This is a genomic window from Luteimonas sp. MC1895 (genome assembly GCF_016457215.1).
Taxonomy (GTDB): domain Bacteria; phylum Pseudomonadota; class Gammaproteobacteria; order Xanthomonadales; family Xanthomonadaceae; genus Luteimonas.
The window spans coordinates 873,060-893,178 of sequence record NZ_JAEMDY010000001.1 but is presented as its reverse complement, the minus strand read 5'-3'; the positions used below and the strand labels follow the sequence as shown (position 1 = coordinate 893,178).

The following is a 20,119-nucleotide window of genomic DNA, read 5'->3' as shown; positions in this document are numbered from 1 at the left end:
CGTGGGACAATGGCGCATAGCCCCAACGAGCGCTTTCCATGACCAGACGCCCCCACGCGCCTCAACTGAGGATCCCTGCCACCTACATGCGCGGCGGCACGTCCAAGGGCGTGTTCTTCCGCCTCCAAGACCTGCCCGAAGCGGCGCGCGTGCCCGGACCAGCGCGCGACGCGCTGCTGATGCGCGTGATCGGCTCGCCCGATCCCTACGCCAAGCACACGGACGGCATGGGCGGCGCGACCTCGTCGACCAGCAAGTGCGTGATCATCTCGAAGTCGACGCGGCCGGACCACGACGTCGACTACCTCTACGGCCAGGTCTCGATCGACACCGCCTTCGTCGACTGGTCGGGCAACTGCGGCAACCTCAGCACCGCGGTCGGGCCGTTCGCGATCGCCAACGGCTTCATCGCGCGCGACCGGCTGCCGGAGAACGGCACGTTCGCGGTGCGCGTATGGCAGGCCAACATCGGCAAGACCATCGTGGTGCACGTTCCGATCGCCAGCGGCGAGGTGCAGGAGGCCGGCGATTTCCAGCTCGACGGCGTGACCTTCCCGGCCGCCGAGATCGTGCTCGAGTTCCTGGATCCGTCGGATGACGACGGCGACGGCGGCGCGATGTTTCCCACCGGCAACCTGGTCGACGAGCTCGAGGTCCCGGGCATCGGCACCCTGCCGGCGACGATGCTGTCGGCCGGCATCCCGACGGTCTTCATCAATGCCGCCGACGTCGGCTACGACGGCACCGAGCTGCAGCCGGCGATCAACGAGGACCGCGCCGCGCTGGCGACGCTGGAGGCGATCCGCGTCGCCGGTGCCCTGCGCATGGGCCTGATCGCGACGCCGGAAGAGGCGGCGACGCGCCAGCACACGCCCAAGGTGGCCTTCGTCGCGCCGCCCAAGGGTTACGTCGCCAGCAGCGGCAAGGCCATCGCCGCCGGCGACATCCACCTCAACGTCCGTGCGCTGTCGATGGGCAAGCTGCACCACGCGATGATGGGCACCTGCGCGGTGGCCATCGGTACCGCGGCGGCCATTCCGGGCACCCTGGTCAACCTGGCGGCAGGCGGCGGCGCGCGCGAGGCGGTGCGCTTCGGGCATCCCTCCGGCACGCTGCGGGTGGGCGCGGAGGCGGCGCAGGTCGACGGCCGCTGGACGGCCACCAAGGCGATCATGAGCCGCAGCGCGCGGGTGCTGATGGAAGGCACCGTGCGCGTGCCGGCGGAGGGCTGAACCATGGACATCTTCAAGGTCTTCACCATCGAGTCGGCGCACCGCCTGCCCAACGTGCCCGAGGGCCACAAATGCGCGCGGCTGCACGGCCATTCGTTCCGGATCGAGCTGCACGTGTCCGGCGAGCCGGGCGCGGACACCGGCTGGGTCATGGACTTCGCCGACATCAAGGCGGCGTTCCGGCCGCTGTACGACCAGCTCGACCACCACTACCTCAACGACATCCCGGGGCTGGAGAACCCGACCAGCGAGCGGCTGGCGACGTGGATCTGGGAGCGGCTGAAGCCGGCGCTGCCGCTGCTCTCGGAAGTGGTGGTGCACGAAACCTGCACGTCCGGCTGCCGGTATCGCGGCCCGGGGTGACCGTTCTGGCGGGGCCTTCTGGCCGGCGAGGCCCCCCTGTAGGAGCGGCTACAGCCGCGATCGAGGTTACCGAAACGAATCGGCTATCGCGGCTGTAGCCGCTCCTACAGGTGGAGTCTGCGGTTGGGGTGATGGCGGCTTGGCGGAGGCTGGCTGAACGTGCCGACGAGCGGTTGTTGCGCTGCAACATCGGCTGGGCTATGCTGCACCGCACAAACCGGCAATTCCCTGCCGGACACCAGCAGGAGCCCGCCATGTACCAGAACATCAACGAGCAGTTCAGCGCCACCGCGCGCCAGTTCGCCGACACCGCCGCCCAGGTCAACCGCCTGGCCCTGGCCAGCGCCGAGAAGGCCTTCGGCCTGCAGCTGTCGACGCTCGAGCAGAACACCAACGCCGCCTTCGCCTTCTGGGGCGAGCTGGCCGAGGTCCGCGACATCGACGGCCTGAAGGCCGTGTGGCCGAAGGGCGTGCAGACCGCCCGCGAGAGCCTCGAGCGCTCGGTGAGCGCCGGCCAGGAAGTGTTCGGCCAGGCCGTGTCGACCAACGAAGCCATCGCGCAGATCGCCAAGGGCCAGGTCGAAGCCGCCCAGGCCAAGGCCGAGGACGCGGTGCAGACCGCCACCCGCGCCGCCGCCGGCAAGCGCAAGTAAGCGACGCGTCACAGCGGTCCCGGCAACGGGACCGGGGCATCGCGCGCCCCTCTCTCCCCGCGCGATGCCTGTCTACATCGACCCGGCAGCTTCGGCTGCCGGGTTTTTCATGTCCGGGCGCCGCGGGCGGCGCGCGCCAGCCGGGCCCCGCGGTTCAGGCCGATGCGCAGCGCCAGCGGCACCGATTCCCAAGGCAGGCGCTCGAGCGTGTTGCGCGCGGTCAGGCCAAGCTCGACGTCGCCGGTCAGCACCAGGCGGCGCTGGAAGAACAGGGTGTCGGCGTCCTCGAGCCGGCCGGCGAGCAGCAGCAGGTCGGTGGCGGTGCCGCCCACGCTGGCCTCGGGCGCGCCCTCGACCGCCTGCAGGCGGCCGCCGCGCAGCTCTATCACCCAGTGCAGGTCGAGGTCGGTGACGTCGATGCCGAGGCGTCGGCCCTCCATGAAGGCGAGGCTGCCATCGGCCACCGGCGTGGCCAGCACCGCGGCCATGCCACGCTCGAGCAGGCGCTGCTGCAGCCGCGGCGGCAGCGCGCGCAGCAGCGGCGCCCAGCGCCGGGGCGGCGGCACCAGGCGCAGGAGCGCGGCGACGGCCTGGGGAGGAAGGTGAATGCTCTGCATGGCGTGGCGGCTTCCAGTGGGTGGGGCGTGTGCCGGGGCGGCCGGAGCCGGGTCGATGCCCTGGACGCGGCGGGCGTCGGCGATGGCCAGGGCGACGAGTCCGTCCGCGGTCGACGGCGGCAGGCCGACGCGGCTGGCGAGCGCCTCGACGCGCTGGCGCACGCGGGCTTCCCGCTCCGGATCGGCCAGCGGACGCCCCGCGCGGACCTTGCAGCGTCCCGCGCGCACGGCCAGTCGCGCGCGTGCGCCCAAGAGCAGCACCAGCGCGTGGTCGATGCCGCCGATCGCCCTGCGCATGCGCGCCAGCGAAGCGTCCGCCCCCGTGTCCAAGCCGTCGCGACCTCCCCCCGATTCCAGGGCGCCAGCAGACCATCCGGACGGGCGGCGCGTCGCTGACCTGGGTCAACCGCGAGCGCACCGGCCCTGCCCGGCGCGCGCTTGACGCGGATCAGGGCGCGACCCGGCCCTGGACGCGACCCTGTCGCCCTCGACCATCCCCGGGGATCTGCTTGGCCTTCCACGACCTGCGCTCCTTCCTGTCGCGACTGGAGCGCGACGGCCAGCTGCGGCGCGTCGCGGCGCCCGTCGACCCGGTGCTGGAGTCGACGGCGCTGTGCCTGCGCGCCCTGCGCGAGGGAGGACCGGCGCTGCTGATGGAGCAGCCGGTCGGCGCGCGGCACGCGCTGCTGGGCAACCTGTTCGGCCACCGCAGGCGCATCGAGGCGGCCTTGGCCGGGCGCCCGCTGGCCTCGCTGCGCGAACTGGGCGAGCTGCTGGCCGCGATCAAGGAGCCGCGCTGGCCGTCGAGCCTGAAGCAGGCGCTGTCGACCTGGCCGGAGCTGGCGCAGTTGGCCCTGGTCGCGCCGCAGGCGGTGCGCGAGGCGGACTTCAACGACGAGGTGCTCGAAGGCGGCGACATCGACCTCTCGCGCCTGCCGATCCAGCATTGCTGGCCCGGCGACGCCGCACGCCTGATCACGCTCGGCCTGGTGGTGACCCGCGGCACCCGCAAGCCACGGCAGAACATCGGCATCTACCGCATGCAGGTGATCGGCGCGGACCGCGTGATCATGCGCTGGCTGCCGCACCGCGGCGGCGCGCTGGATTTCGCCGACTGGTGCGCCGACCGGCCCGGGGAACCCTTCCCGGTGGTGGTGGCGATCGGGGTCGATCCCGCGACCACGCTGGCCGCGGTGGCCCCGGTGCCGGACACGCTGTCGGAATACGAGTTCGCCGGCCTGTTGCGCGGCCAGCGCACGCGCACCTGGCGCAGCGAGCGCACCGGCCTGGACGCGCCGGCCGGCAGCGAGATCGTGCTGGAGGGCGTGATCCATCCCGGCGAGACCGCGCTGGAAGGCCCCTTCGGCGACCACACCGGCTACTACAACGCCGCCGCGCAGTTCCCGGTGCTGCGCATCGAACGCATGCGCCTGCGCCGCGACGCGATCTACCAGGGCAGCTACATGGGGCGTGCGCCCTTCGACGAGCCCTCGGTGCTGGCGATGGCGCTCAACGACCTCTTCGTGCCGATCCTGCGAAAGGTGTTCCCGGAGATCGTCGACTTCCACCTGCCGCCCGAAGCCTGCTCCTACCGGATCGCCGTGGTCTCGATCCGCAAGCAGTACCCGGGGCATGCGCGCCGGATCATGATGGCGGTCTGGTCCTACCTGCGGCAGTTCACCTACACCAAGTTCGTGATCGTCACCGACGAGGACATCGACGTGCGCGACTGGTCGCAGGTGGTGTGGGCCATATCCACGCGCGTCGACCCCGCGCGCGACACGATGCTGCTGGAGAACACGCCGATCGATTACCTGGACTTCGCCAGCCCCGTGGCGGGCGTGGGCTCCAAGCTGGGCATCGACGCCACCAACAAGCTGCCCGGCGAGACCAGCCGCGAATGGAGCCGGCCTATCGTGCCGGACGCCGACATCGAGCGGCGCGTGGACGCCCTTTGGAGCGGAGTGATGGCTGCGACCGTGCGATCCCCGCCGACCTGATCCAGGTCAAGGACGCCGGCTCTCCACGGCGGCGACGATGCCCCATTCATCGACGCGCTGGAGTTCCGCATGCAACTGGTCTGTCCCGCCGGCAATCTGCCGTCCCTGCAGGCGGCGGTCGACGCCGGCGCCAACGCGGTCTATGCCGGCCTGCGTGACCAGACCAACGCCCGCGCCTTCCCGGGGCTGAACTTCAGCGACGCCGAGCTCGCCGCCGGCATCCGCTACGCGCACGCCAGGGGCGCGAAGGTCTATCTCGCGCTCAACACCTATCCCGACAGCGCGCGCGTGGCGCAGTGGCACGCCGCGGTCGACACCGCCGCGGCCCTGGGCTGCGACGCGATCATCGCCGCCGAGATGTCGGTACTCGACTACGCAGCGCGCACCCATCCCGGCATGCCGCGGCACCTCTCGGTGCAAGGCTCGGCCACCACCGAGCCGGCGCTGCGCTACGCCTTCGAACGCTTCGGCATCAGCCGCGCGGTGCTCCCGCGCGTGCTCTCGATCCAGCAGGTGGAGCGGCTGTGCGAGCGCGCGCCGGTGGCGATCGAAGTCTTCGCCTTCGGCAGCCTGTGCATCATGGTCGAGGGTCGCTGCCAGCTGTCGAGCTACGTCACCGGCGCCTCGCCCAACCGCCACGGCGTGTGTTCGCCGGCGAAGTTCGTGCGCTGGGACGAGTTCGACGACGGCAGCCGCACCGCGCGCCTCAACGACGTGCTGATCGATCGCTTCCAGCCGGCCGAACCCGCGGGTTATCCGACGGTGTGCAAGGGCCGCTTCGACGTCGGCGGCGAGGTCTTCCACGCGCTCGAAGAGCCGACCAGCCTCAACACCCTGGAACTGCTGCCGCGACTGGCGAAGGCCGGCGTGGTGGCGCTGAAGATCGAAGGCCGCCAGCGCGGCGCGGCCTATGTCGCCTCGGTCACCCGCACCTGGCGCGCGGCCATCGACCGCCACCGCGCCGATCCGGCGGCGTGGGCGGTGCAACCCGGCTGGCAGCGCGAGCTGTCCGCACATGCCGAAGGCCACCAGACCACGCTCGGCCCCTACCACCGCGCCTGGCACTGACGTCCCCCGTATCAGCAAGGAACCCCGCATGAAGCTGAGCCTCGGCCCGCTGCAGTACTTCTGGCCGCGCGAGCGCACGCTGGCCTTCTACCGCGATGTCGCCGACTGGCCGGTCGACGTCGTCTACCTGGGCGAGACCGTGTGCAGCAAGCGCCGCGAGCTGCGCACCGTCGACTGGCTCGACCTGGCCGAACGCATGGCGGCCGCCGGCAAGGAGGTGGTGCTCTCGAGCTTGGCCCTGATCGAGGCCGAGTCCGAGCTCGGGGTGCTCGAGCGCCAGGTCGACCATGGGCGCTTCTGGCTGGAAGCCAACGACCTGTCCGCGCTGCAGCTTTGCCGCGTGGCCGGCCTGCCCTTCGTGGCCGGGCCCACGCTGGCCGTGTACAACCACCGCGCGCTGGCCCTGCTGGTCGAGGACGGACTGCGACGCTGGGTGCCCGGCGTGGAACAGAGCCGTGAGCTGGTCGCGGAGCTTCGCGACGGCATGCGCGACGACGGCCACGCCATGCCGGAACTCGAAGTCATCGCCTGGGGCCGCCTGCCGCTGTCGTTTTCGGCGCGCTGCTTCACCGCGCGCGCGCTCGACCTGCCCAAGGACCAGTGCGGCTTCCGCTGCATCGACCATCCCGACGGCTTGCCGCTGGCCACGCGCGAGGGCAAGCCGTTCCTGCGCATCAACGGCATCCAGGTGCAGGGCGACGAAACCACCGACCTCGGCCCGGAGCTGCCCGCGCTCGCGGCACTCGGCGTCGACCTGCTGCGGATCTATCCGCAGGCCGAGGGCACGCGCGGGATCGTCGAGCGCTTCGACGCCGCGCGCGGCGCGTCCGTACCTCTGCCGGCGCTGGGCGCGCGCAACGGCTACTGGCACGGCGAAGCGGGCATGACGCTGGCGGGACACGCGGCGGGCCGCTGACGGCCGCGCCCGGCCGCCAAGGGCTGACCGGTTGCGCACAAGGGCCGGATGGTTCCGGCCCTGCGGAGATCAGCCTGCAGCCGGCGGCAACGCGTCTCCATCGGCCCGTCGAGCGGCGGGTGCCGGATCGTCCAGCCGCTCGCCGAGTACGCGGCGGACGCTGACGAAGAACACCGGGATCAGCAGCAGGCCGAGGAAGGTCGCGAACAGCATGCCGCCGATCACGCCGGTGCCGAGCGCATGGCGCGCGTTGGCACCGGCGCCGGTGGACAGCGCCAACGGCAGCACGCCCATGATGAAGGCGAACGAGGTCATCAGGATCGGGCGGAAGCGCATGCGCGCGGCCTCGATCACCGCCTCGCGCAGCGGCTTGCCGGCCGCGCGCTCCAGCACCGCGAACTCGATGATCAGGATCGCGTTCTTGGCCGCCAGGCCGACGACCGTGACCATGCCGATCTTGAAGAAGATGTCGTTGGTCAGGCCCGGGCGCAGCATGGTGAAGACCACCGCGCCAAGGATGCCCAGCGGCACGATCAGCAGCACCGCCACCGGGATCGACCAGCTCTCGTAGAGCGCGGCCAGGCACAGGAACACCACGACGACCGACAGCACCAGCAGCAGGGTGGCCGTGTTGCCGGCGATGATCTCCTGGTAGGACATGCCGGCCCAGTCGTAACCGAAGCCCGCGGGGAGTTCATCGGTGACGATCCGCTCCATCGCCCCCATGGCCTCGCCCGAGCTGTGGCCCGGCGCCTGCGAGCCGACGATGTTCACCGCCGAATAGCCGTTGTAGCGGGTCAGCGACGGGGTGCTCATCGACCACTGCGAATCCACCACGCTGGTCAGCGGGATCATGTTGGGGGTGCCGTCGGCATCCGGGGCGGCCGGGGTGAAGAAGCGCGACAGCGAGCCGGGATCGGTGCGGTAGGCCGCGTCGGCGCGCATGTTCACCCGCTTCACGCGGCCGTCGGCGAAGTAGTCGTTGACGTACACCGGCGCCAGCATCAGCTGGATCGCGCTGTAGATGTCATTGACCGACAGGCCCATGGCCTGCGCCTGCACGCGGTCGACCGTCAGCTTCAGCTGCGGCGCGTCCTCCAGCGTGTTGGGCCGCACCGCGGTCAGCGCCGGATCCTGCGCCGCCGCGCCGAGCAGCTGGTTGCGCGCCGCGGTCAGCGCCTCGCGACCGAGGCCGGCGCGGTCCTGCAGGTACATGTCGAAGCCGCCGAACTGGCCCAGGCCCTGCACGGTCGGCAGGTTGACCACGAAGATCTGCGCGTCGCGGATGCCGTACAGCGCGCCGTTGGCGGCCTGCAGGAAGTCCTGCACGGTGCCTTCGCGGTCGCCCCAGTCGGTGAGCTTGATGAAGGCCATGCCGACGTTCTCGCCCTGGCCGACGAAGCTGAAGCCCGCCACCTGCATCATGCCCTCGTAGCCGGGCACCTGCTCCAGCGTGGCGCGCACGTCCTCGAACACCGCCTGCGTGCGCTGCAGGGTCGAACCCGGCGGCAGCTGCACGATCGCCATCGCATAGCCCTGGTCCTCTTCCGGCAGGAAGCTTCCCGGCAGGCGCGTGAACAGCAGGCCGGTGGCGACCACCAGCACCGCGAACACCAGCATCCAGCGCGGGGCATGGCTCACCGCGCTGCCGATATGCCGCACGTACACCGCAGCGATCCGGTCGTAGTAGCGGTTGAAGGTGCGAAAGACCACGTTCTGCCGCTTGCCCGTGCCTTCCGGGGCATTCGGGTCGTGCGGCTCGTGCTGCTTGAGGAAGGTCGCGCACAGCGCCGGGGTGAAGCCCAGCGCCAGGAAGGCCGAGAACGCCATCGCCACCGCGATGGTGATCGCGAACTGCTTGTAGATCTCGCCCGAGGCGCCGCCCTGCAGCGCGCTGGGGATGAACACCGCCGCCAGCACCACGGTGATCGCGACCACCGCGCCGGTGATCTGGTCCATCGCCTTGATCGTGGCCTCGCGCGGCGGCAGGTGTTCCTCGGCCATGATGCGTTCGACGTTCTCGATCACCACGATCGCGTCGTCGACCACGATGCCGATCGCCAGCACCATCGCGAACAGCGTCAGCTGGTTCACGGTGAAGCCGATGATGCTCAGGCCCAGGAAGGTGCCCAGCAGCGCGATCGGGATCACCAGGGTCGGGATGATGGTGGCGCGCAGGTTCTGCAGGAAGATCAGCATCACCAGGAACACCAGCACCATCGCTTCCATCAGCGACTTGACCACCTCCTTGATGGAGATGGTGACGAAGGTGGTGCTGTCGAAGGGCGAGAACCACTCGACGCCCTGCGGGAAGCTGCCCTGCAGCTCGTCCATGCGCGCGGTCACCGCCTCGGCCACGGTCAGCGCGTTGGCGCCGGGCAGCAGCTGGATCGCGAAGGCGCCGGTGGGCTGGCCGTTGAACTTGGTGTCGAAACCGTAGCCCTGGGCACCGATGTCGATCCGCGCCACGTCCTTGAGCCGCACCGTGCTGCCGTCGGCATCGGCGCGCAGGATGATGTCGCCGAACTGCTCGGGCGTGGCGAAGCGGCCCTCGGCCGAGACGGTGGCAGTGAAGCCCTGGCCTTCCGGCGCCGGGTCGGCGCCGATCGAGCCGGCGGCGAACTGCACGTTCTGCCCACGCACCGCCGCCAGCACCTGCGTCGCGGACAGGCCGTAGCCCTGCATCCGGTCCGGGTTGAGCCAGATGTTCATGGCGTACTCGGAGCCGAACTGCTGGGTGCTGCCGACGCCGGGCACGCGCGCGATCTGCTCGAGCACGCTGGCGCCGATCAGGTTGTTGAGCGCGTTGCGGTCGAACGACGGGTTGGACGAGCGCAGCGCCACCACCATCAGGAATCCGGCATTCGCCTTGGCCACCACCACGCCCTGCTGGGTGACCTCGGTCGGCAGGCGCGGCGTGGCCAGCGCGACCTTGTTCTGCACCTGGACCTGGGCGATGTCGGGATCGGTGCCGGTCTGGAAGGTCAGGGTGATGCTGGCGCGGCCCGAGGAGCTGGAGCTCGAGCTGAAGTACAGCAGGTTGTCGATGCCGGTGAGCTGCTGCTCGATCACCTGGGTGACCGCGCGCTCGGTGGTCGCGGCATCGGCGCCGGGATAGCCCGCGCCGACGGTGACCTGCGGCGGCGCCACGTTCGGGTAGGACTCGACGCCCATGTTGAGGAGCGCGATCACGCCCGACAGCGCGATCAGGATCGAGATGACCCAGGCGAAGACCGGATGGTCGATGAAGAAGCGGGGCATCGGCGTCAGCCCTGGTCGGCGGCGGGTGCGGCGGCAGCGTCGGCATCGGCGCCGCCGTCGTCAGTCGCCTGGTCGGCCTGGTCGGGATCGGGGCTGGCCCCGGCGCCGCCGGCAGCCCGGTCCGCGGCCGCAGGCCCGGCCGGCTTGGCGCCCGGCGCACCGGCCCCACCGGCCGCGTCGACGGGCGCGGCCGTGGCCGGCTCGCCCACGCGCGCACGCTGCAGGCCGGACACCACGACCTGGTCACCGGCTGCAAGGCCATCGGTCACGATCCAGTTGCCGGCCTCGGCGCGCGCGGTGGTGACGTCCTTGCGGGCGACGTTGCCGTCGGCGCCGACCACCAGCACGTAGGGGCCGGTGGCGTCGCGCTGCACCGCGGCCTGCGGCACCTGGTACACGCCGTGCTGCACGCCCAGCGTCGCGACCAGGGTCACGTAGGTGCCGGGTAGCAGCCGGCGGTCGGGATTGGGCAGGGTCGCGCGCAGCGACACCGCACCGGTTTCGGGGTCGACCACGTCGCCGGAGAAGTCCATCTCGCCGGGGTGGGCGTAGACACTGCCGTCGGGCAACAGCACCTGTACCGCGACGGGACCGTCGCGGTCGAGTCCCATGCCGCGGACGCGGTCGAGGTCGCCTGCGCCCATGCTGAAGTTCACGTACATCGGATCGATCTGGTCGACCGTGGTGAGGAGCGTCGCCGTCCCCTGCCCCACCAGGGCGCCCTCGGTCACCTGCTGCTTGCCGGCGCGGCCGGCGATCGGCGCACGCACCGTGGCGTAGCCCAGGTTGATGTTGGCGCTCTCCACCGTCGACTGCGCGGCCTGGACCGCGGCATTGGCGCTGCGCTCGGCGGCCAGCGCGTTGTCGAGATCGGACTGCGAGATGTACTTCTGCGGCGCGAGGCTGCGCGCGCGCGCGGCGGACGCGCGGGCATTGGCCTGGTTGGCGCGGGCCTGGGCCAGCGCGGCCTGGGCCTCGCCGGCGGCGGCCCGCAGCGGTGCCGGGTCGATCTCGAACAGCACCTGGCCTTCGGCCACGTCGCTGCCTTCCTGGTAAACGCGGCGCTGCACGACGCCCGGCACGCGGGCGCGCACGTCGGCGCTGCGGTAGGGCGCCAGGCGCCCGACCAGGTCCAGGCGCAGCGGCGCATCGGTGGGCTGCACCACCACCACCCCGAGCTCGGGCGGCGGCGGGGCCTGCTGTTCTTCCTCTCCTCCGCAGGCCGCCAGGGCCGCGAGCAGGATCGGGATCAGGACGATGCGGCGCATGGGAGGTCCTTGGGGGAGGAGATTCTGAACTCGCAAGTATGGCATCGCCACCCTGGCGCAAACGTGCAGGAAGTCAGGGACGGGCGGGTAAGGCGAGGCCGGTCCGGCCATCCGGCAGGCCGGCCCCGCCGGCGTCCGCGAGCGCCGCCGCAGCCCGCGAGAGGGTGGACGCCAGCGCGTCCGGGTCGCGTGGCGGCGCCACGTGCGGCAGGACGCCCAGGCAGGGGACGGGCAGCGCATCGCGCAGCAGCTCGAGATACCCAGGGCCACGTGCGAAGTCGGGATCGACCGCGCTGCCGACCCAGCCAAGCAGCGCACAGCCGTCGGCCTGGATGGCGCGCGCCGACAGCCGGGCATGGCTCAGGCAGCCCAGGCGCAGCCCCACCACCAGCAGCACCGGCAGGTCGAGGGCGCGTGCCAGGGCGGCGTGCTCGAGGCCATCGGCCAGCGGCGACAGCCAGCCGCCGGCGCCCTCGACCACGACCACGTCGGCGCCTGCGGCCAGGCGTGCGTGCGCGGCCAGGATCGGCGGCAGCGTGACCGTCATGCCCGCACCGCGCGCGGCCAGCTGCGGCGCGGTCGGCTCCGGGAGCGCCCAGGGATTGACGTCGCCGTACGGCGGCACGGGATCGCTCGCAGACTGGAGCGCCAGCGCGTCCTCGTTGCGCAGGCCCTCGGGCGTCACCTCGCAGCCCGCGGCGACCGGCTTCATCCCGACCGCCCGCAGGCCATGGGCGCGCAGCGCGTGCAGCAGGACCACGCTCGCAAGGCTCTTGCCGACCCCGGTATCGGTCCCGGTGACCAGCACCCCCCGCGCTACACTCGTGGCCATGTTCACGATCTCGCTTCCAAGCGGCGACAAGCCGCAACAATACGCCCAGCTCGCCGCCCAGGCGCGCGCCCTTCTGGCCGGCGAGCGCGACCGCGTCGCCAATGCCGCCAACCTGTCCGCGCTGGTCTACCACGCGCTGCCGGAGCTCAACTGGGTCGGCTTCTACTTCTACGACGGCACCGAGCTGGTGGTCGGCCCGTTCCAGGGCCAACCGGCCTGCGTGCGCATCCCGCTTGATCGCGGCGTGTGCGGCGCCGCGGCCAGCAGCGGCGAGACCCAGCGGGTTGAGGACGTCGAAGCCTTCCCCGGCCACATCGCCTGCGACGCCGCCTCGCGCTCCGAACTGGTTGTCCCGCTGTTCCACGGCGGCGCGCTGGTGGGCGTGTTCGACCTCGACAGTCCGGTTCCGGGCCGTTTCGACGTTGAAGACCAGCAGGGACTCGAGGAGATCGCACGCGTGTACGTGGAATCGCTGGTGACATGAGCGCGACGCCGCTCAAGATGCGCAACATCGGGCCGAAGTCGGCCGCATGGCTGCGCCAGGTCGGCCTCAGGACACCCGAGGACCTGATCGACGCGGGGCCGCTGGAAGCCTTCATGCGCATCAAGCGCGCCGGCTTCAAGCCCAGCCTCAACCTGCTCTACTCGCTCGAAGGCGCCCTGCGCGACTGCCACTGGCAGGACGTCCCGGATGACCGCCGGGTGGAACTGGTGACCGCCGCCGAAGTCGCCATCGCCGGGCTTCCGCCGCCACGCAACCGGCCGCCGGCCGGACCGGTCACCACCACGGTGATGCACGACGACGACGACGAGGCCGCGTCGATCGCTTAGACTGCGCGCACTTTCTGGTGACCCGAGGGGATTCCTCCAAGGGTTGAAACGGGAAGCCGGTGACCTTCGATCCGCCACGGCGGCGAGGCATTCCGGCGCTGCCCCCGCAACGGTAAGCGTGGAACACCCTGGCAACCGCCACTGTGCATCGCACGGGAAGGCGCCAGGGCCGGACGCGATCGGCACGCTGCCGCATCACGTCCTCCCGCGAGCCCGGAGACCGGCCAGGAAGACGACTGGTTGCGATGCGGAGGGCATTGCGGCGGCAGCGCGCCGTGGCTTTCCCCGCACGTCTCCTACCGTCGCATCCCGATGCCCGCAGCCTCCCTTGCGAACCCGTCGCGCGGGCGTGCGCGACGCAGTGGAGATCCCGATGAAACCGCAGTACCAGCTCCTTTCCCTTGCCGTGGCGCTTGCCCTGTCCCCGGCCGCGATGGCCGGCGGCGCGATCCAGGCCACCGATCTCGACACCGTCGTGGTCACCGCCACCCGCACCGCGATCAACGCCGAGGACGCCAACGTCCCGGTGCAGGTGCTCGACCGCGCGGTGATCGAGCGCAGCCAGGCCACGTCGCTGCTCGACCTGCTGCGCGGGCGCGCCGGCATCAACCTCGCCAACCAGGGCGGCCCCGGCAAGCTGTCGTCGCTGTTCCTGCGCGGCACGGAATCCGACCACGTGCTGGTGCTGGTGGACGGCGTGCGCATCGGCTCGGCCAGCGCCGGCATGGTGATGTTCCAGGACCTGCCGCTGGACCAGGTCGAACGCATCGAGATCGTCCGCGGTCCGCGTTCGAGCCTGTACGGCTCCGAGGCCGTCGGCGGCGTGATCCAGATCTTCACCCGCCGCGCCGGCGCCAATGCCGGGCTGCGCCCCAATGCCAGCCTGGGCATCGGCAGCAACGGTTTCCGCCAGGCCAGCGCCGGCATCGGCCGCAGCAGCGCGCGCGGCTGGTTCCAGGCCCAGGGCGCCTGGCAGCGCACCGACGGCATCGACTCCTGCCGCGGCACCGCCGAGGGCTGGGGTGCCGGCTGCTACGTCGACGAACCCGACCGCGACGGCTACCGCAATGCGTCGGCGAGCCTGCGCGGCGGTGGCACCGTCGGCGAGGTCTTCGAGCTGGAGGGCCATGCCCTGGTGGCCGATGCCTTCAACGAATACGACGGCACGGTCTTCGGCGGCAACGAGACCGACAACCGCCAGCAGGTCATCGGTGGCCGCCTGGGCTGGCGGCCGCGCGCGGGCCTCGACGTCAGCGCGCGTATCGGGCGCGCCGACGACAAGGCCACGACCCATTACGTCGACCCGGCCACCGGCACGCGCAGCTTCGCCAGCACGATCGACACGCGCCGCAATACGGCGTCGGTGCAGGGCGACATCACCGCGGGCGAGGACCAGGTGTTCAGCGCCGGCGTCGACTGGATGCGCGACCAGGTCACCGGCAGCACCGCGTTCACCGTGCGCGACCGCGACAACACCGGGCTGTTCCTCGCCTGGCAGGGCGGCTTCGGTGCCCATGACGTGGAGGCCAGCGTGCGCCACGACGACAACGAACAGTTCGGCGGGCACTCCACCGGCAGCCTCGGCTACGGGTTCGCGTTCGGCCACGGGCTTCGCTTCACCGCGAGCGCGGGCACCGGCTTCAAGGTGCCGACCTTCAACGACCTCTACTACCCCGGCGGCTGGGGCAATCCGGAGCTGCAGCCCGAGGAATCGGCGACGCTCAACCTCGGCATCGCACGGTTCGGCAAGCGCTGGAACTGGACCTTCAACGCCTTCCAGACCGATGTCGACCAGCTGATCGGCTATGACGTCGACTTCGCCCTGGTCAACGTCGACGAGGCGCGCATCCGTGGCGCCGAGCTCACCGGGTTCGTCTCGCTCGCGGGTTGGGACCTCAACGCCGAACTCAGCCACATCGACCCGCGCAACCGCAGCGCCGGCGTGAACCACGGCCACTGGCTGCCGCGGCGTTCGCGCAACACCGCGCGCGTGGACGTGGACCGCGCGTTCGGCGACGTGCGCCTTGGGCTGAGCGCGTTCGGCAGCGGCGCGCGCTACGACGACGCCGCCAACCAGGTCCGGCTGGGCGGCTACGGCACGCTGGACCTTCGGGTCGAAGTGGCGCTCAACGCTGACTGGACGCTGCAGGCGCGCGCCAGCAACGTCTTCGACCGCGCGTACGAGACCATCGCCTGGTACAACCAGCCCGGCCGCGAATACGGCCTGACGCTGCGCTACCAGCCCGCCGACTGAACCGGCGGGCCGCACCACACCGCCGCCCGAACCGACGGACCGCACCACCCCGCCGCCCACCCTGTAGGAGCGGCGATAGCCGCGATCACGACACCCCGATAGCAATCACCGCCACGACGGCGCGACAGCGATCGCGGCTGTAGCCGCTCCTACAGGGGGCGGGGTGATCGCGCGGCGGGATGTCGATCGCGGCTGTAGCCGCTCCTACGGGGAGTCTGTCGGGGAGCGGCTCAGGTGCGGCAGGGGGGCGAGGTCGTCAAGGACGGCGACGGCGCCGGCGCGTTCGAGGTCGAAGTCGCGGGGGTAGCCGTGGCGCAGCAGCACGAGGTCCATGCCGGCGGCCTTCGCGGCGCCGGCATCGGCTTCGGAATCACCGACCATCAGCGTGTCGCGTGGCGATACGCCGTGCAGCGCCGCGAGGTGCAGCAGCGGCAGCGCGTGCGGCTTGCGCTCGGGCAGCGTGTCGCCGCCGACGACGTGGGTGAAGTACCCGTCGATGCCCATCGCCTGCTCCAGCACGCGCGCCATGCGTTCGGGCTTGTTGGTCGCCATCGACATCGCCACGCCGGCACCGGCCAGCGCGTCGAGCGCTTCGCGGGTGCCCGGATACAGCCGCGCATGCAGCAGCAGGCAGTCCTCGTAGTGGACCATCAGCCGCGGCATCACCTCGGCGACATCGGCGCGGCTGCCGGCATGGCGCAGCGCGCTGTCCAGCAGCACGTGCGTGCCCAGGCCGATCCACGACCGCACCGTGGCTTCGTCCTCGCGGGAATGGCCGAGCTCGTCGAGCGTGCGGTTCACCGCCTCGGCGATGTCGGCGGCGCTGTCGACCAGGGTGCCGTCGAGGTCGAACAGGACCAGTGCATACGGGAAGGACACGCGGTGGCTCCTGGAGTCGGGGGGGAGGCACATTGTCGCCCCGACGGCGTGCGCGGGCTACGCGCCGGCGCCGGTGCGCGCCGACGACAGGTCCAGTCGGGTCGTCGTGCCCTGTCCCGGGCGTGATGCGATCGCAAGCGTCCAGCCGAGGTGCGCGCACAGCCGCGAGATCAGGTCCAGGCCGATCCCTCCGCGCTCGCGCCCGCCGCCGCCGCGCGCCATCCGTGCGTAGATCGCGCTGATCTCTTCCGGCGTCATGCCGTGTCCCGGATCCTCGATGACCACCGCACCAGCCTCGACGCGGATGTCGATCCGGCCGCTGTCGCTGTTCTCGATGGCGTTGCGCAGCAGGTTGCCGATCGCCGCCTGCACCACCGGCAGCGGCGCCACGATCTCGCAGGGCGGCAGCGTCCCGAGTGCCAGCACCAGGCCCTTCTCGCGGGCCATCGGCAGGTGGTCGTCGATGATCTCCGGCAGGAGCTGCGCCAGGTCGATGCGGTCGCTGGCCTGCGCCAGCCGCCCGGGGTCCTTGGCCAGCACCAGCAGCAGGGCGATCAGGCGCTCGATCTCGCGGCCGGTGCGGCTGATGCGCGCGATCTGCTGGCGCGCGCCCTCGGGCACGCCGGGCTGCGCGCCGGCCAGCTCGGCCGCGCCGCCGATCACCGCGATCGGCGTGCGCAGCTCGTGGCTCATGCTGTCGATGAAGACGCGCTCGCGCTGCACGTACAGCTCGTTGCGCGCGATGTAGTCGTTGAGCGCGTCGGCGATCACCGCCAGCTCGGCGCTGGCGTCGGGCGGCAGTTCGATGCGCTCGCCGCTGCGGTCGGGGCGCAGCCCGGCGATCGCCTGCGCGAACAGGCGCATCGGCCGCATCAGCCGGTCCACGCCCCAGCCGATCGCCAGGCCCAGCAGCACCACCATCACCAGCATCGCGCCCAGCACGCTGGCGGCGACATAGGCCTCGTGGCGCTCGAAGTCGCCGATGTCCAGCGCCAGCGCCCAAGGCTGGCCGTCGATCTCGCGGATCAGCACGGCCCACTCTTTGCCGTCGAACACCACCTCGTCGTGGAGGCCCGGCGCCATGCCTTCGAGCGCTGCCGGAAGCGGGCTGCCGGGTTCGTCGCCAAAGAGCAGCATGGTTTCCGTGTCGGCCCAGCGCTCGCCGGCCGACAGCGCCTGCCGGCCTTCGATGTGGTTGAACTCGGCTTCCAGCAGCGAGGTCCAGACCAGCTGCTCGGCGCGTTCGTTGATGATCCAGCCGTAGGCGTAGACCGCGATGGACACCAGCACCGCATAGGCCACCAGGCCCTGCACCATCCGCCGCCGCAGGCTCTTCCCGCCCCTAGCCGCCATCCTCGCCTCCCAGCGGTTCGCCCAGGCGGTAGCCGATCCGCGGCAGGGTGTGCAGCAGCTTCACCGGCCAGGGGCCGTCGATGCTGCGCCGGAGCTCGTAGACATGCGAGCGCAGCATGTCGCCGTCGGGCGGATCATCGCCCCACAGCGCCTGCTCCAGCCGATCGCGGGTGACCGCCGCCGGGCTGGCGCGCATCAGCACTTCCAGCAGCTTCCTGCAGGCCGGATAGAGGTGCAGGGTGCGGCCGGCGCGGGTGACGTCGAGCGTGGTCAGGTCGTAGCGCAGGTCGGCCACCTCGAGCACGCGGCCGCGCTGGCGGCCCTGGGCACGCGCGAGCAGCGCCTCGAGGCGGACCTCGAGCTCGGGCAGCTGGAAGGGCTTGGTCAGGTAGTCGTCGGCGCCGGCGCGGAAACCGGCGATCTTGTCCGGCAGCTCGTCGCGCGCGGTCAGCATCAGCACCGGCACGTCGTGGCCGGCCTCGCGCAGGCGCCGCAGCACCTCGCGCCCGTCCAGGCGCGGCAGCATCCAGTCGAGCACTACCGCGTCGTAGGCCTGGGTGGAGGCCAGGTGGTAGCCGGTCGGACCGTCGGGCGCGGCGTCGAGCAGGTGGCCGCGCGCCTCGAAATAATCGAAGAGGTTGGCGACCAGGCTCTGGTTGTCTTCCACGACCAGCAGGCGCATGCGGGGCTCCGGTGAGCGCGCCAGCCTGCGCCCGGAGACGTCGGAGCAGTGTCGGAACGCGGTCGGAACGCGGCGGCTCCGACGATTCTCCCACGCGGCGACGGCCACGATCGTGGCCATGCCGATCGCGCCCGCCGTCCCGTCCCCTTCCCCGCCTTCCTCCCGGTTCCGCCGGCTGCTGCTGCCGGCGCTGCTGGTCCTGCTGGCGCTGGCCGCGGGCATCGGCCTGCGCGAGCCCTCGCCGCCGGATGAACCGCGCTTCGTGCTGGCCGCCAAGACGATGGTGGAGGGTGGCGACTGGCTCGTTCCACGCCGCGGGCGCGAGTTCTACGCCGAGAAGCCGCCGGTGTTCATGTGGATGCAGGCCGCCAGCTGGACCCTGCTGCGCGACTGGCGGGTCGCCTTCCTGCTGCCCTCGCTGCTGGCGGCGCTGGCGACGCTGTGGCTGGTGCAGGACGCGGCCTGGCGGCTGTGGGGCACGCGCCACGCGCCCTGGGCCGCGGGCGCGCTGTTCGCCTGCCTCCAGTTCGGCCTGCAGGCCAAGCGCGCGCAGATCGACATGGTGCTGGTGGCGCTGACCACGCTCTCGCTGTGGGCGCTGCTGCGCTACCTGCTCGAATCACGCGAGCGCCGCTGGCTGGCGCTCGGCATGTTCGCCGCCGGGCTGGGCACGGTCACCAAGGGGGTCGGCTTCCTGCCGGTGCTGGTGCTGCTGCCCTGGCTGTGGGCGCGCCGCCAGCGGCCCGGGCCTTCGGGCGGCCACGCCGCGGCCGAGGCCGCGCTGGCGCTCGCCGCCTTCATCGCCGGCAGCGCAGTGTGGCTGGCACCGCTGGGCATCGCACTCCTGCGCCAGTCCGATCCCGCCCTGCAGGCCTATGCCCGGGAGCTGCTGTTCCGGCAGACCGGCACGCGCTACGTCAACGCCTGGCACCACGTGCAGCCGGCCTGGTACTACGCGCAGACCATCATGACCCTGTGGCTGCCCGGCGCCCTGCTGCTGCCGTGGCTGCTGCCGGCGTGGTGGCGACGGCTGCGCCGCGGCGATCCGCGCCACATGCTGCTGCTCGGCTGGGTGGCGCTGGTGCTGCTGTTCTTCTCGCTCAGCCCGGGCAAGCGCGAGGTCTATGTCTTCCCCGCGCTGCCCGCCGGGTGCCTGGCCGCGGCGCCGCTGCTTCCGGCGCTGTTCCGCCGCGCCGGCGTGCAGTGGCTGATGACCGGCTGGCTGCTGCTGTGCGGGGCGGTGCTGCTGGGCGCGGCGGCGAGCGGCCTGTCCGCAGCGGCCTGGGCCACCCACCTGGGCGAGCGCCGCGGAATCGCAGCGGCGGACATGCGCACGCTGCTGTGGGCGCTGGGCGCGCTGGGCACCGCGGCCTGGGGACTGGCCGCCGCACTGCGCGGCCGGCGCGTCGCGTTCGCGCTCGTGGTGTTCGTCGCCCTGCTGTGGACGAGCTACGGACTGGCGCTGGCGCCGGCGCTGGACGACTCGAGTTCCGGCCGCGCGCTGATGCGCGAGGTCTCCGCGGAGATTGGCGCGCAGGGCGAACTCGGGGCGATCGCCTGGCGCGAGCAGCACATGCTGCAGGCCGGGCGGCCGATGCACGAGTTCGGCTTCCGCCGGCCCTGGCACCTGCAGTGGCGCGACGCCGCCGCGTGGGTGGCCCAGGCGCCGGACCGGCGCTGGCTGTGGCTGCCGGAACGCGCGCTCGGCCCCTGCGTCGACCGCGGCCAGGCGCGGATGCTCGGCCATGCCAGCCGCGAGGACTGGTGGCTGGTGCCCGGCACGGCGATCCAGCCGCGCTGCAGCGTGCCTGCGTTCGCGCGCGACGACGGTTAACGAAGCACGAACTTCGCTCCAACGGCTCTCCGACACCGGCGCCGGGATCATCCCGCTGCCTCCCCGCGAAGACTGC

The 20,119-nt window shown here is 71.8% G+C and carries 17 protein-coding genes and 1 riboswitch; of the genes, 10 read left to right on the top strand and 7 right to left on the bottom strand.

Annotation, left to right across the window (positions count from 1 at the left end; all coding sequences use genetic code 11):
- The first annotated feature begins 38 nt into the window (after nt 1–38).
- From prpF to JG616_RS03890, 3 genes are all read left to right on the top strand, one after another.
- Nucleotides 39–1,232: a 2-methylaconitate cis-trans isomerase PrpF gene (gene prpF / locus JG616_RS03900; protein ID WP_199391733.1), complete on the top strand. Its 1,194-nt coding sequence runs from the start codon at nt 39–41 to the stop codon at nt 1,230–1,232.
- A gap of 3 nt (nt 1,233–1,235) precedes the next feature.
- The gene (gene queD, locus JG616_RS03895; protein ID WP_199360142.1) at nt 1,236–1,595 is read left to right on the top strand and encodes a 6-carboxytetrahydropterin synthase QueD; all 360 of its coding nucleotides are present in this window, start codon (nt 1,236–1,238) and stop codon (nt 1,593–1,595) included.
- 254 nt (nt 1,596–1,849) lie between these two features.
- Complete coding sequence (locus JG616_RS03890; RefSeq protein WP_199360141.1) at nt 1,850–2,248, top strand: phasin family protein; 399 nt, start codon at nt 1,850–1,852, stop codon at nt 2,246–2,248.
- Nucleotides 2,249–2,355: 107 nt separating this feature from the next.
- Here JG616_RS03890 and JG616_RS03885 read toward each other — a convergent pair whose 3' ends face one another.
- On the bottom strand, nt 2,356–3,195 hold the full coding sequence (locus tag JG616_RS03885; protein ID WP_235972863.1) for a chorismate mutase: 840 nt from the start codon (nt 3,193–3,195) through the stop codon (nt 2,356–2,358).
- A 179-nt stretch (nt 3,196–3,374) separates the two neighbouring features.
- Here JG616_RS03885 and JG616_RS03880 point away from each other — a divergent pair, with 179 nt between their 5' ends.
- The 3 genes from JG616_RS03880 (at nt 3,375) to JG616_RS03870 (ending at nt 6,849) form a co-directional block, all read left to right on the top strand.
- Entirely contained in the window at nt 3,375–4,865 is a 1,491-nt protein-coding gene (locus JG616_RS03880) for a UbiD family decarboxylase (protein WP_199391732.1), read from the top strand.
- 69 nt (nt 4,866–4,934) lie between these two features.
- Nucleotides 4,935–5,933 (top strand): peptidase U32 family protein, encoded by a 999-nt coding sequence (locus JG616_RS03875; RefSeq protein ID WP_199391731.1) that lies wholly within the window; start codon nt 4,935–4,937, stop codon nt 5,931–5,933.
- A 28-nt stretch (nt 5,934–5,961) separates the two neighbouring features.
- A complete protein-coding gene (locus JG616_RS03870; RefSeq protein WP_199391730.1) occupies nt 5,962–6,849 on the top strand; it encodes a U32 family peptidase in 888 nt (295 codons plus the stop codon).
- A gap of 69 nt (nt 6,850–6,918) precedes the next feature.
- Here JG616_RS03870 and JG616_RS03865 read toward each other — a convergent pair whose 3' ends face one another.
- From JG616_RS03865 to bioD, 3 genes are all read right to left on the bottom strand, one after another.
- Nucleotides 6,919–10,110 carry a multidrug efflux RND transporter permease subunit gene (locus JG616_RS03865; RefSeq protein WP_199391729.1) on the bottom strand — a complete coding sequence of 1,064 codons (3,192 nt, stop codon included), beginning with the start codon at nt 10,108–10,110 and terminating at the stop codon, nt 6,919–6,921.
- A 5-nt stretch (nt 10,111–10,115) separates the two neighbouring features.
- On the bottom strand, nt 10,116–11,378 hold the full coding sequence (locus JG616_RS03860) for an efflux RND transporter periplasmic adaptor subunit (protein WP_199391728.1): 1,263 nt from the start codon (nt 11,376–11,378) through the stop codon (nt 10,116–10,118).
- Nucleotides 11,379–11,451: 73 nt separating this feature from the next.
- The gene (gene bioD, locus JG616_RS03855; protein ID WP_199360135.1) at nt 11,452–12,210 is read right to left on the bottom strand and encodes a dethiobiotin synthase; all 759 of its coding nucleotides are present in this window, start codon (nt 12,208–12,210) and stop codon (nt 11,452–11,454) included.
- On the opposite strand from bioD, the gene JG616_RS03850 reads away from it, so the two are divergent.
- The 3 genes from JG616_RS03850 to btuB all read left to right on the top strand — a co-directional run bounded on the left by JG616_RS03850 (nt 12,209) and on the right by btuB (nt 15,295).
- The gene (locus JG616_RS03850) at nt 12,209–12,694 is read left to right on the top strand and encodes a GAF domain-containing protein (protein ID WP_199360134.1); all 486 of its coding nucleotides are present in this window, start codon (nt 12,209–12,211) and stop codon (nt 12,692–12,694) included. The genes bioD and JG616_RS03850 overlap by 2 nt on opposite strands.
- Entirely contained in the window at nt 12,691–13,041 is a 351-nt protein-coding gene (locus JG616_RS03845) for a TfoX/Sxy family protein (protein ID WP_199391727.1), read from the top strand. The genes JG616_RS03850 and JG616_RS03845 overlap by 4 nt, the downstream gene beginning before the upstream one ends.
- Nucleotides 13,040–13,285, top strand: a riboswitch (cobalamin riboswitch). (Overlaps the previous gene by 2 nt.)
- A gap of 129 nt (nt 13,286–13,414) precedes the next feature.
- Nucleotides 13,415–15,295 (top strand): TonB-dependent vitamin B12 receptor, encoded by a 1,881-nt coding sequence (gene btuB / locus JG616_RS03840; protein WP_199391726.1) that lies wholly within the window; start codon nt 13,415–13,417, stop codon nt 15,293–15,295.
- A 204-nt stretch (nt 15,296–15,499) separates the two neighbouring features.
- Here the strand turns inward: btuB and gph are convergent, their stop codons facing one another.
- Genes gph through JG616_RS03825 form a run of 3 tightly spaced genes read right to left on the bottom strand, consistent with a single transcriptional unit; the run spans nt 15,500 to nt 18,209 of the window.
- Nucleotides 15,500–16,207: a phosphoglycolate phosphatase gene (gene gph, locus JG616_RS03835; RefSeq protein ID WP_199391725.1), complete on the bottom strand. Its 708-nt coding sequence runs from the start codon at nt 16,205–16,207 to the stop codon at nt 15,500–15,502.
- A 24-nt stretch (nt 16,208–16,231) separates the two neighbouring features.
- A complete protein-coding gene (locus tag JG616_RS03830; RefSeq protein WP_199391724.1) occupies nt 16,232–17,527 on the bottom strand; it encodes a HAMP domain-containing sensor histidine kinase in 1,296 nt (431 codons plus the stop codon).
- A complete protein-coding gene (locus JG616_RS03825; protein ID WP_199360129.1) occupies nt 17,517–18,209 on the bottom strand; it encodes a response regulator transcription factor in 693 nt (230 codons plus the stop codon). The genes JG616_RS03830 and JG616_RS03825 overlap by 11 nt, the downstream gene beginning before the upstream one ends.
- Before the next feature lie 118 nt (nt 18,210–18,327).
- On the opposite strand from JG616_RS03825, the gene JG616_RS03820 reads away from it, so the two are divergent.
- Nucleotides 18,328–20,043 (top strand): glycosyltransferase family 39 protein, encoded by a 1,716-nt coding sequence (locus JG616_RS03820; RefSeq protein ID WP_199391723.1) that lies wholly within the window; start codon nt 18,328–18,330, stop codon nt 20,041–20,043.
- Nucleotides 20,044–20,119 lie beyond the last annotated feature (76 nt).

Bases quoted from the DNA above. Each gene is read 5' to 3' on its own strand.
- bioD (WP_199360135.1), bottom strand. From the start codon at position 12,210: ATGGCCACGAGTGTAGCGCGGGGGGTGCTGGTCACCGGGACCGATACC.
- JG616_RS03860 (WP_199391728.1), bottom strand. From the start codon at position 11,378: ATGCGCCGCATCGTCCTGATCCCGATCCTGCTCGCGGCCCTGGCGGCC.
- JG616_RS03865 (WP_199391729.1), bottom strand. From the start codon at position 10,110: ATGCCCCGCTTCTTCATCGACCATCCGGTCTTCGCCTGGGTCATCTCG.
- gph (WP_199391725.1), bottom strand. From the start codon at position 16,207: ATGTGCCTCCCCCCCGACTCCAGGAGCCACCGCGTGTCCTTCCCGTAT.
- JG616_RS03830 (WP_199391724.1), bottom strand. From the start codon at position 17,527: ATGGCGGCTAGGGGCGGGAAGAGCCTGCGGCGGCGGATGGTGCAGGGC.
- btuB (WP_199391726.1), top strand. From the start codon at position 13,415: ATGAAACCGCAGTACCAGCTCCTTTCCCTTGCCGTGGCGCTTGCCCTG.
- JG616_RS03850 (WP_199360134.1), top strand. From the start codon at position 12,209: ATGTTCACGATCTCGCTTCCAAGCGGCGACAAGCCGCAACAATACGCC.
- queD (WP_199360142.1), top strand. From the start codon at position 1,236: ATGGACATCTTCAAGGTCTTCACCATCGAGTCGGCGCACCGCCTGCCC.
- prpF (WP_199391733.1), top strand. From the start codon at position 39: ATGACCAGACGCCCCCACGCGCCTCAACTGAGGATCCCTGCCACCTAC.
- JG616_RS03820 (WP_199391723.1), top strand. From the start codon at position 18,328: ATGCCGATCGCGCCCGCCGTCCCGTCCCCTTCCCCGCCTTCCTCCCGG.
- JG616_RS03875 (WP_199391731.1), top strand. From the start codon at position 4,935: ATGCAACTGGTCTGTCCCGCCGGCAATCTGCCGTCCCTGCAGGCGGCG.
- JG616_RS03845 (WP_199391727.1), top strand. From the start codon at position 12,691: ATGAGCGCGACGCCGCTCAAGATGCGCAACATCGGGCCGAAGTCGGCC.
- JG616_RS03890 (WP_199360141.1), top strand. From the start codon at position 1,850: ATGTACCAGAACATCAACGAGCAGTTCAGCGCCACCGCGCGCCAGTTC.
- JG616_RS03825 (WP_199360129.1), bottom strand. From the start codon at position 18,209: ATGCGCCTGCTGGTCGTGGAAGACAACCAGAGCCTGGTCGCCAACCTC.
- JG616_RS03870 (WP_199391730.1), top strand. From the start codon at position 5,962: ATGAAGCTGAGCCTCGGCCCGCTGCAGTACTTCTGGCCGCGCGAGCGC.